At 68.2% G+C, this 10,192-nt stretch carries 13 protein-coding genes; 12 read left to right on the top strand and 1 reads right to left on the bottom strand.

Annotated features, from left to right (window positions below; all coding sequences use genetic code 11):
• The first annotated feature begins 342 nt into the window (after positions 1-342).
• The 9 genes from A4R44_RS36960 (at position 343) to A4R44_RS36920 (ending at position 8,189) form a co-directional block, all read left to right on the top strand.
• A complete protein-coding gene (locus tag A4R44_RS36960) occupies positions 343-864 on the top strand; it encodes a YlcI/YnfO family protein (protein WP_067591483.1) in 522 nt (173 codons plus the stop codon).
• Positions 865-940: 76 nt separating this feature from the next.
• Positions 941-1,786 (top strand): DUF4097 family beta strand repeat-containing protein, encoded by an 846-nt coding sequence (locus tag A4R44_RS36955; protein ID WP_067591480.1) that lies wholly within the window; start codon positions 941-943, stop codon positions 1,784-1,786.
• Positions 1,787-1,807: 21 nt separating this feature from the next.
• Positions 1,808-2,767 (top strand): ATP-binding cassette domain-containing protein, encoded by a 960-nt coding sequence (locus A4R44_RS36950; RefSeq protein ID WP_067591476.1) that lies wholly within the window; start codon positions 1,808-1,810, stop codon positions 2,765-2,767.
• Complete coding sequence (locus A4R44_RS36945; protein ID WP_067591473.1) at positions 2,764-3,579, top strand: ABC transporter permease; 816 nt, start codon at positions 2,764-2,766, stop codon at positions 3,577-3,579. Before A4R44_RS36950 ends, A4R44_RS36945 begins: the two co-directional genes overlap by 4 nt.
• 14 nt (positions 3,580-3,593) lie before the next feature.
• Positions 3,594-4,784 (top strand): cytochrome P450, encoded by a 1,191-nt coding sequence (locus A4R44_RS36940; RefSeq protein WP_067591470.1) that lies wholly within the window; start codon positions 3,594-3,596, stop codon positions 4,782-4,784.
• A gap of 44 nt (positions 4,785-4,828) precedes the next feature.
• Positions 4,829-5,584, top strand: coding sequence for an aminoglycoside N(3)-acetyltransferase (locus A4R44_RS36935; protein ID WP_067591467.1), 756 nt, complete (start codon positions 4,829-4,831; stop codon positions 5,582-5,584).
• Between the two features lie 24 nt (positions 5,585-5,608).
• Complete coding sequence (speD, locus tag A4R44_RS36930; RefSeq protein WP_067591464.1) at positions 5,609-7,129, top strand: adenosylmethionine decarboxylase; 1,521 nt, start codon at positions 5,609-5,611, stop codon at positions 7,127-7,129.
• Positions 7,126-7,980 (top strand): spermidine synthase, encoded by an 855-nt coding sequence (locus A4R44_RS36925; protein ID WP_067591461.1) that lies wholly within the window; start codon positions 7,126-7,128, stop codon positions 7,978-7,980. The genes speD and A4R44_RS36925 overlap by 4 nt, the downstream gene beginning before the upstream one ends.
• A complete protein-coding gene (locus A4R44_RS36920) occupies positions 7,953-8,189 on the top strand; it encodes a hypothetical protein (RefSeq protein ID WP_067591459.1) in 237 nt (78 codons plus the stop codon). The genes A4R44_RS36925 and A4R44_RS36920 overlap by 28 nt, the downstream gene beginning before the upstream one ends.
• A gap of 322 nt (positions 8,190-8,511) precedes the next feature.
• Here A4R44_RS36920 and A4R44_RS36915 read toward each other — a convergent pair whose 3' ends face one another.
• On the bottom strand, positions 8,512-8,982 hold the full coding sequence (locus tag A4R44_RS36915) for a MarR family winged helix-turn-helix transcriptional regulator (RefSeq protein ID WP_067591456.1): 471 nt from the start codon (positions 8,980-8,982) through the stop codon (positions 8,512-8,514).
• Positions 8,983-9,044: 62 nt separating this feature from the next.
• Here A4R44_RS36915 and A4R44_RS36910 point away from each other — a divergent pair, with 62 nt between their 5' ends.
• The 3 genes from A4R44_RS36910 to A4R44_RS36905 all read left to right on the top strand — a co-directional run bounded on the left by A4R44_RS36910 (position 9,045) and on the right by A4R44_RS36905 (position 10,191).
• On the top strand, positions 9,045-9,440 hold the full coding sequence (locus A4R44_RS36910) for a cupin domain-containing protein (protein WP_067591509.1): 396 nt from the start codon (positions 9,045-9,047) through the stop codon (positions 9,438-9,440).
• Positions 9,441-9,491: 51 nt separating this feature from the next.
• A complete protein-coding gene (locus A4R44_RS51945) occupies positions 9,492-9,617 on the top strand; it encodes a hypothetical protein (RefSeq protein ID WP_255366210.1) in 126 nt (41 codons plus the stop codon).
• Positions 9,618-9,984: 367 nt separating this feature from the next.
• Complete coding sequence (locus A4R44_RS36905; RefSeq protein WP_067591453.1) at positions 9,985-10,191, top strand: hypothetical protein; 207 nt, start codon at positions 9,985-9,987, stop codon at positions 10,189-10,191.
• Position 10,192 lies beyond the last annotated feature (1 nt).

Raw genomic sequence — 10,192 nt, 5'->3', positions numbered from 1 at the left:
AAGACCACAACGACTAACCACCCCGGTTCCACAACACCCTCTGAGGGTTCCCCTCACGTACGCGCACATCGCGCCCGAACGGGGGCAACGTCGTGCTCTCTCGGGACCCGTCGCATGCCGCGCTGCTGAAAGACGTCATCGGGGCGTCGCGGATCGCGGCGGCGGTGGCTTCGACGTGAGGCTCACCCCGCTGTGGGATCGGGCGGTGTGCCATCGCGGCACCTGAACTTCTCGGGTGGCACCATGCGCTGAGCTGGGGGTTCACCCGTATCTGCGCCATAGTGGTGCCAATCTGGGCCAAGGTGGCTTGTGATGGTGCCAATCGTGTGCCATAGTGGTGCCATGGACTTGACCACGTACGTAAGCAACCTCGGGCGGGAATTCGCGACGCTGGCCGAGGCCGGCGGCGAAGAGGGACGCGCGCTGGTCGAGCGGCTGACCGGATCGCTCGAATCGGCGATCCGGATGACCCTCCTGGACACCCTGTCCGGTGCCGTCGACGAGATCACCCGGGACCTCGCGCCCGGCTCGGTCGAACTGCGCCTGCGCGGCCGCGACCCGAACTTCGTCGTGACCGCGCCGCCCGCCGAACCCGCTCCGGCCGCGGCTCCGGCGGCAGAACCGGCTCCGGAGGCCGAACCGCTGTTCTCCGAGGACGGCCCGTCCGCGCGGATCAACGTGCGGCTGCCCGAACAGCTCAAGGCCGCGGTCGAGGAGGCCGCCGCCAAGGAGGGCCGTTCGGTCAACGCCTGGCTCGTCCGGGCGGCCACCGCGGCGCTGCGGCAGCGACCCGAACGCGAACAGCGGTTCGAGCCGCCCGGCGGCGCGTTCTCCAAGCAGAGCTTCACCGGCTGGGTCCGGTAGCTCCCTTCTTCGCTGATTCCTTCACCCGTCCCTGACCTGCGGGGACGGCACACCTCTCCGAAACGTGGGGACAACCATGCCTAAATTCGACACGCCCGACCCGATTTCCGTCACCCTCGACCTCGGCGTCGGCCAGGTCCGGTTCGCCGCGAGCGACCGCTCCGACACCGTCGTCGAGGTCCGTCCGACCGACGAGACGGACTCGTCCGACGTCAAGACCGCGAAGCAGGTCCGCGTCGACTACAGCAACGGCACGCTGCACATCACCGGCCCGAAGATGCGGGCGTTCGACTTCTCCCGCAAGACCCGCTCGGTCGACGTGACGGTCGAACTGCCCGCCGGCTCGCGGGTCGCCGCCGAGGTGCAGGCGGGTGCCTTCCAGGGCACCGGGCAGCTCGGGCAGTCGCGGTTCAAGACCGCGGCCGGGAACGTCAGCCTCGACCGCACCGGCCCGCTGCGCGTCGACACCTCGGTCGGCCACGTGACGGTCGAGGGGGTCGCGGGCGACGCCGAGGTCTCCACCTCGTCCGGGAAGGTCCGGCTCGGGCCGGTCGACGGGACCGTGGTCGTCAAGAACTCCAACGGAGACACCACGATCGAGTCCGCCGGGGACGAGGTCCGGGTGCGCGCGGCCAACGGCGACATCGTGGTCGAGCACGCCGGGGCCGGGGTCGACGCGAAGACGTCCAACGGGGCGATCCGGCTCGGCGAGGTCGTGCGCGGTTCGGTCCTGCTCGAAAGTGCGATCGGCGACCTGCGGATCGGCATCGCGGAGGGCACCGCGGCCTGGCTCGACGTGAAGACCAACTTCGGCCACGTGCGCAACCAGCTGGAGACGTCGGCCGGCGCGGGCGAGTCCACGGAAACCGTCGAGGTCCGCGGGCACACGGCGTTCGGCGAAATCGTCATCCACCGCTCCTGACCACAGCTTGGGGAGAAACCGATGTCCAGCAACCATTCCCGGCCGGCGATCACCGCGACCGGACTCCGCAAATCCTTCGGCGACCACGTCGTGCTCGACGGCATCGACATCACAGTCGCCCGCGGCACGGTCTTCTCGCTGCTCGGCGCGAACGGCGCGGGCAAGACCACCACGGTGAAGATCCTGTCCACTTTGATCAATGCCGACGCCGGTGCGGCACAGGTCGCCGGGTACGACCTCGCCGCGGAAGCCGACGGGGTGCGCGCCTCGATCGGGGTCACCGGACAGTTCTCCGCCGTAGACAATCTGCTGACCGGCGAGGAAAACCTGCTGCTGATGGCGGATCTGCACCACCTCGACCGGACCGCTCGGCGGCAGCGCACCGCTGAACTGCTCGCACAGTTCGATCTCGTCGAAGCGGCCAAGAAGCCGGTGTCGACGTACTCCGGCGGCATGCGGCGCCGGCTCGACCTGGCGCTGACGCTCGTCGGCAGCCCGCAGGTGATCTTCCTCGACGAGCCGACCACCGGCCTCGACCCGCGCAGCCGCCGGGCGATGTGGGAGATCGTGCGCGAGCTGGTGGCCGGCGGGGTCACGATTTTCCTTACCACGCAATACCTCGAAGAGGCCGACGAACTGGCCGACCGGATCGCGGTGCTCGACCACGGGCGGATCGTCGCCGAGGGCACCGCGGAAGAGCTGAAGCGCCAGATCCCCGGCGGCCACGTCCAGTTGCGTTTCGAAGAAGAGGCCGACCTCGGACGCGCCCAGGACGGGCTGAGCGAGGCGTCGCGGCAGAACGACGCGCTGGTGCTGCGCGTGCCCAGCGACGGCAGCCTCCAGTCGCTCAAGGCAGTGATCGACCGGCTCGACGCGCTGTCGGTGAAGGTCGGCGAACTGTCCGTGCACACCCCCGATCTCGACGACGTCTTCCTTGCCCTGACCGGCAACCCCGCGGACGAAAAGGTGATTTCCCGATGACTGCTCCCGCTCTCGCCGGACCGGATCTGCGGTTCCACCCGGTGCGCGATTCGCTGACCATGCTGCGCCGGAACCTCAAGCACATGCTCCGGTATCCGTCCCTGACGATCATGCTGGTCGGGATGCCGGTCGTGTTCCTGCTGCTGTTCGTCTACGTTTTCGGCGGCACATTAGGCGCCGGGCTGGGCGGGGCCGGCGGCGGCAGAGCCGAGTACGCCAACTTCGTCGCGCCGACGATCCTGCTGATGACCATCACCGCCACCGTGCAGGGAACGGCGATTTCGGTGGCGATGGACCTGACCGAGGGCGTCATCGCCCGGTTCCGGACCATGCACATCGCACGGGTTTCGGTGCTGACCGGGCATGTGCTCGGCAGTGTGCTGCAAGCGTTGTTCGGGCTCGTGGTGGTCACCGGGGTCGCGCTGCTGGTGGGTTTCCGGCCCGCCGCCGGGGTCGGTTCGTGGTTCGCCGCGGTCGGATTCCTTGTCGTGGTGGCACTTGCGCTGGTGTGGCTGTGCGTCGCGCTCGGACAGGTGAGCAAGAGCGTCGAATCGGCCAGCAACACGCCGATGCCGTTGCTGCTCCTGCCTTTCCTCGGCAGCGGGTTCGTGCCGGCCGACTCGATGCCGGGCGCGTTGCGGTGGTTCGCCGAGTACCAGCCGTTCACGCCGATCATCGAGACCCTGCGGGCGCTGCTGCTCGACAGGCCGCTGGGCAACCACCTGTGGTTCGCGCTCGGCTGGTGCGCCGTGCTGGGCGTCGGCGGCTATCTCTGGTCCAAGAAGCTTTTCAATCGCGAATACGCACACTGAAAGGGGCATGGGGGATGACTGGCGAAGAGATCGTGCAGGGGGTTCCGCAGGGGCGGGCGCGGGGATGCCCGTTCGATCCTCCGCCGTCGCTGACCGCGGTGCGGGACCGGGCTCCGCTGACGCGGATGGCGTTCCCGGACGGGCACGTCGGCTGGCTGGCCACCGGACACGCGGAGGTCCGGGCGATACTGGGGGACCAGCGGTTCAGCAACCGCTACGAATTGTGGCACTACCCGTTTCCCGGGATGGAGCAGTTCCCGGAACTGCCGCCGGCTCCGGTGGGGGACTTGACGGGGCTCGACGCGCCGGAGCACACGCGGTTCCGGAAGCTGCTGACCGGGAAGTTCACGGTGCGGCGGATGCGGTTGCTCAGTGACCGGATGGCCGAGGTCTCCGGCGAGTGTCTGGACGCGATGGAAAAGGCCGGGCCGGGGGTCGATCTGCTGGAGGCTTACGCACATCCGGTGCCCGCGGTGATGATCTGCGAATTGCTCGGGGTGCCTTATTCGGATCGGGCCGCTTTTCTGGGGCATGCCGCGGCGATCAGCGATGTCGATCTGTCCGAAGAGGAGCGGATGACTGCTTATGGCCAGTTGCAGGAGTATGTGGCTTCGCTGGTGCCGGCCAAGCGGGCCACGCCCACCGACGATCTGTTCAGCGACCTGGCCGGCAGTGACCTGACTGACGAGGAACTGGCTGGGCTGGGGACGTTCCTGCTGGCGGCTGGGCTGGACACTACGGCGAACATGCTGGCGTTGGGGACGTATGCGCTGCTGCGTAATCCGTCGCAGTGGGCGGTGGTGCGGGATGAGCCGGAGGCTGCTGGCGGAGCGGTTGAGGAGCTGATGCGGTATCTGTCCATCGCGCATACCGGGGTGCGGGCCGCGCTGGAGGATGTCGAGGTCGGCGGGCAGGTCATCCGGGCCGGGGAGACGGTGGTGCTGTCGGTGCAGGCGGCCAACCGGGATCCGCTGAAGTTCGAGCGGCCGGACGAGCTGGATGTGCGGCGGGTCGCGGTGGGGCATGTCGGGTTCGGGCACGGGGTTCATCAGTGTCTGGGGCAGCAGTTGGCTCGGGTGGAGATGACTGTGGCGTTGCCTGCCCTGGTGCGGCGGTTTCCGGGGTTGCGGGTCGTGGGGGAGGTTTCGTTGCGGCCTGAGGTGCAGAATATTTACGGGGTTCGGAAGTTGCCTGTTGCTTGGTGAGGTCGAGGCGACTCCCTCGTAGCCGATTGGTGGGGCAGGGGAGAATGGTGGTTGTGGTCGACGCGGATGCGGTGTGTGCGGGGGTTCGGGAGCTGGGGGTCAGCGGCGGTGCGGTGATCGTGCATTCGTCGTTGTCCGCGTTCGGGGAGGTGGACGGCGGGGCGGAGGCTGTGGTTCGGGGGCTGGTGCAGGCGGCGGGGACGGTGGTGGTGCCTGCGTTTACGCCGCAGGTGGCGGATCCGTTTCCGGAGCATGCCGGTAACGCCGAGGTGGATGAGGCCCGGACGCGGGTGCCGTTGTTTCACGCGGGACTGGCGACGCCGATGGGGGCGATTCCCAACGCGGTGCTGGGATGGGACGGGAGTTGTCGCAGCCGGCATCCGCAGGCGTCGGTAGCCGCAGTGGGGGCGCGGGCGGCGGAGGCGGCTCTTCGGCAGCCGCTGGCGTATGCGGTGGGGCGGGGGTCGCCGTTCGAGTGGCTGTATCGGGAGCGGGCCCAGATCCTGCTGCTCGGCGTCGGGCACGACCGGAACTCGTTCCTGCACTACGCCGAATCGCTGGTCCCGCATCATCGGCGGAAGGTTCGTCGGTTTCCGTACCTGGTGGACGGGGAGCGGGTGTGGGTCCGGACCGACGACGTCGGGGACGACAACGGGCGCTTCTTTCCTCAGGTCGGGGCGGAATTCGGGGAGACGGGCGGAGTGCGGCGGGGGAAGATCGGAGCCGCGGACTGTCAAGTAATGGACTGTGTACCGTTCGTAGGGTTCGCGCAGCGGAGGCTCGCGGAGCTGCTGCGGTGAAGACGGCACCTATACTCGGGCGTTGTGACTGAAGGGTTCTCGCGGGTGCTGGAGCGTTGCCGGGCGTTCCTGGAGGAACGGCAGCCGCCGACGCCGTGTCTGGTCGTGGACCTCGACGTGGTGCGCGGGAACTGCGAGCGGCTTCGCCAGGTGCTGCCGGAAGCGCGGATGTACTACGCGGTCAAGGCTAATCCGGCGCCGGAGGTCGTGCGGGTTCTTCGGCAAGCGGGAGCCGGGTTCGATGTCGCGGGGCGCGAGGAGATCGAACTGTGTCTCGCGCAGGGGGTGCGGCCCGAGTTGCTGTCCTATGGCAACACGGTGAAGAAGGCGCGGGACATCGAGTTCGCGCACCGCGTGGGGGTGCGGCGGTTTACCTTTGACAGCCTGGCGGAGCTGGAGAAGATCGCGGAGTTCGCGCCGGGGGCGACTGTCTCGTGCCGGATTCTGGTCGACAGTCCTGGATCGCGGACACCGTTCGGGCGCAAGTTCGGGTGCGACGTCGAGATGGCGGTCGACCTGGTGGTGCGGGCGGCGGAGCTGGGGCTGGATCCGGAGGGGGTCGCGTTCCACGTCGGGTCGCAGCATGTCGATCCGCGGGCGTGGGAAGCCGGGGTCGCTGCCGCCGGCGAGGTGACTCGTGCGGTGGCGGAGCGCGGGGTCTGCTTGCGGGGGTTGAATATTGGCGGCGGATTTCCGGTCGGCTATCTGACTGAGCCGCCGCCGCTGGCGGAGTACGCGGCGGTTATTCGCGAGGCGGTGGGGCGGCATTTCGCGGTGACGCCTGAGTTGTCGTTCGAGCCGGGGCGGGCGGTGGTGGCGTCGGCCGGGGTGATTCGCAGCGAGGTTGTGCTGGTGTCGCGCAAGTCCGCGGCGGATGAGAAGCGTTGGGTGTACCTCGACATCGGCCGGTACGGCGGGCTGGCCGAGACGGAAAACGAGGCCATCGCGTACCGGTTGGTCACTGCGCATGATGGCGGCCCGGACGGGCCCGTTGTGGTCGCGGGGCCGACGTGCGACGGGGATGACGTGCTTTATCAGCGCACGCCGTATCGGTTGCCGTTGGCGTTGCGGGCGGGGGATTACGTCGACATCCCGGACGCTGGAGCGTACACGCAAAGTTATTCTTCGGTGTCGTTCAACGGGTTTCCGCCGTTGCGGTCGTACTTCACCGGCGGGGAGCCCGGCGGGGTCGGGGAATTCGCCGGACGGCATGTGCTGGCCGAGTTTTCCGGGGTGTCCGCGGAGTTGCTCGACGACCCGGTGTTTCTGTGCGAGAGCTTGGAGCGGGTACTGGACAAGGCCGGCGCGGCGGTGTGCGAGCTGACCTGCAAGCAATTCGAACCGCACGGGGTGACGGCGATGGCGTTGCTGGCGGAGTCGCACGCTTCGATTCACACGTATCCGGAGCGCGGATCGGCGTTCGTGGATGTGTTCACGTGCGGGCGCAAGGCGGATCCGGAGCTGGCGGTTCAGTTGTTGCGGGACTTGCTCGGCGCGAGCGTTTCGCGGGTCACCACTATCCACAGAGGACAGGAAGACAGTTGAACATCGAGGAACCGGTCGGCGCGGGACTGACCCGGCAGTGGCACGTCTCGGACGTGCTGGTCGACACGCGGACTGCCTGCCAGCACCTGGTGATCGGCAGAACAGCGCAGGGGATTTCGCTGTTCTGCGACGACGAGCGGCAGAGCACCGAGTTCAGCCAGCTGGTGTACCACGAGGCGTTGCTGGTTCCGGCGTTGCTGTTGGCGTCCACTGTGGACCGCGTGTTGGTGGTCGGGTCCAGTGAAGGCGTGGTGTGCCAGATCGCCGCCGAGGCGGGGGCCTCGGTCGATCACGTGGACATCGACGCCGAGGCGGTTCGGCTTTGTGCGGAGCATCTGCCGTACGGGTACACGTCGGACGAGCTGGCTCGGGCGGAGCGGGGCGAGGGGCCGGTTCGGGTGCGTTACGTTGACGGGTGGGAGTACGTCCACACCTGCGCGGAGAAGTACGACGTGGTGTTGGTGGATCTGCCGGATGAGCAGGATGGCACCGATGCTCAGCACAATCGGTTGTACGGTACGGAATTTTTGGCGCGGTGCCGGTCGTTGCTGACACCTGGCGGGGTGGTGGCGTATCAGGGCGGGTGCCCGACGTTGTGGCGGAACTCGACGTTGGTGAAGTGCTGGCACCGGTTCGAGGAGGTCTTCCCGGCACCGGTGTACTTCGGGTCGCCGGAGCACGAGTGGGCGTTTTTCTTCGGGACGGACGTGGAGGCGCCGGTGGAGACCATGGTGGCGCGGTTGGAGACGCTGCCGTACCGGCCGGTGTCGGTTGACGCTCTGACGTTGCGCGGGGCGACGGTTCCGCCGATGAGCCTTCGCCAGTGCCGGATGGGCGGACGTTCGCGCTGATCACGCCGGACGGAGTGGACAGTGAAGCGTTCGATTCCATTGTGGATCTGGTGCAGTGCAATGACAAGGGCGTGACCCGGCGGGACACCGCTGAGCCGGGTGCCTTGGGGAGAACGTCATCCTCAATCTCCTGCATTGCCCAGGCGACCCCGGTCAACGTGATGCGCGAGCTGTCCATGGTGGCCGGCCCGGACGCTGCCGAGCGGTAGCGGGCCGCGGCGTTGCGTGCCAGTCTTCCGGCGACGCACGGCTGGGAGGCGATTTCCTGTCCGGGCGCGGTGAACCGCATCCGGCGGCGGATCGGGCAGCAGCTCGCGCCCGGCGACGAAGGCTTCCAAGCCGTACTGGACGAGGAACGTGATCGGATCGCGGTGTGCCGGGCCAGCGGTGACCGTCGGCCGGTCGCGGAGCGGGTGAATCCGCCGATCCAGCGGCGGCTGACCAGCCTCGGGCTCGGAGCGCCGCCGGGCCAGGGTGTCCTCGCTGAGCACGGCATCTTCGGTTCGGCTCTGGAGAAGCTGGTACGCGTGCTCAGTGGCCGGAGAACCACCCCGGCAGATCCAGCCGTGCGGAATCCGGCGAAACGACCTTCCGCAGATCCTCCTCCATCGCCCGAAGCCGCCCGGCGCCCAAGGTCTCAGCCCACTCCGCCCGCAACCGGTCGAAGATCTGCGCGGACTTGGCCAGGCAATCGAGACCCCGGTCGGTCAGCCGCACCAGCAGGCGGCGGCCGTCTTCTGGGTCGCGTTCCCGGTGGAGGTAGCCGAGCCGTTCCAGGGTGTCGATCGTCTTGCCCGCGGCCTGCTTGGTGACCCCGAGCGTGCGGCCCAGTTCCACGGCGGTGGTGCCGGACGGGCCGATTGCCTGGAAGACGAAGCCGTGCATCGGGCGCAGGCCGGGGTGGCCTTGCTTCGCCAACTCGGCGTGCAGGTCGTCGATCAGGCCGCGGAAGGCGAACAGCAGGCGCAGCGGCAGCTCGTATCCCGGTGGATCGCTTGACATGGGTAGACAACCTCGTTGACTATATGGACAACCTAATTGTCTACCTTAACGGGGAGAGCGGCGTGGCAGTGATCCGGGACGGCCGTCGGACGGAGACGCCCAACGCGGTGATGACGACGTTGGCTTCGCCGACGCAGGGCGGCAGCCGGCAGGCGGTATGGAGAGTCGAAATGGTGCCCGGTGCGGTCGGGCCGGTGCATGCGTTCGATACCGAGCAGGTGTGGACGATTCTCGGCGGCGCGGCGGAGATCACCGTGGGCGGTGTCGTTGAGGTCGTGCGGGAGGGAGAGACGGTGGTGCTGCCTGCCGACGCGGAGCGGCAGGTGCGGGCGGACGCGCGGAGCGGCATGGTGGCGATCGCGTGTGCGCCGGGGAGCACGAGGGTGTACCGGACGGGTGTGGTGCCGGCTTGCGCGAGGGCGGACGGGGACAGGATTCTTCCGGACTGGGTCGCCTGAGCTGTGGCGGGCGTCACGGAATGTTCGGCGATCTTGGGCGCTACAACGGATATGTCTGCTCCCACTGCGCCAGAAGAGTCCGCCTCGGTCGTTCCCGTTCTGGACGACTTCGATTTCCCGCTCGTCGACGGTGCCGCCTGCCGGATCGACGACCCGGACTGCGAAGCCTGCCAGTAACACCGCGCGCACGGAGGAATCCGGTGCGTGACAAGTGGTGACAACCGTCATTCTCGTGCCGTTGACATTGATGCGGTTCTCTCCCGACCGGGCCGACGCGGCTAACCTCAAGGCGCGGACCAATTCCGCATTGCCGGCCGAGGATCGCCGGGGCTGAGCTGCGGAGCCAGCCCACGGAACTGGCGGACGCCGCCGGTGCGGAACTGTTGCGGTACCTCGGTTTCACGAAGGTCGAGCGCGACGAAGGCGGGCGCGTTTCGGCCAGCACGCCAGGGGAGACGAGCGGACACGTCCGGACCCGGTTCGCCGACAAGTACGGCCGCGTTCGCGTTTCCCGGGCAGCGTGCGGTCTGCGGACGGCGGCTCCATGCACGTTGATCCGAAAGCGTTGAAGGCGTCGGCGAATTTCCGTCTCCTCGAAACCGGGCTGGCGTATCCGGCGTGCTACTCCAAGCTTTACCCGGATCTCCGGCAGACCATGGCCGACGCGGCGGTCGCGGCGCGGACCAGTCGCACCCAACTGCGCGACGATGTGGTGCTGTTGCCGAAACTGTTCCGCCGGTTGGTCGATTAGC

Source organism: Amycolatopsis sp. M39 (genome assembly GCF_001651785.1).
GTDB classification, from domain to species: Bacteria; Actinomycetota; Actinomycetes; order Mycobacteriales; family Pseudonocardiaceae; genus Amycolatopsis; species Amycolatopsis rubida.
The sequence above is the reverse complement of the archived record's forward strand: the minus strand, read 5'-3'. Positions and strand labels throughout refer to the sequence as shown.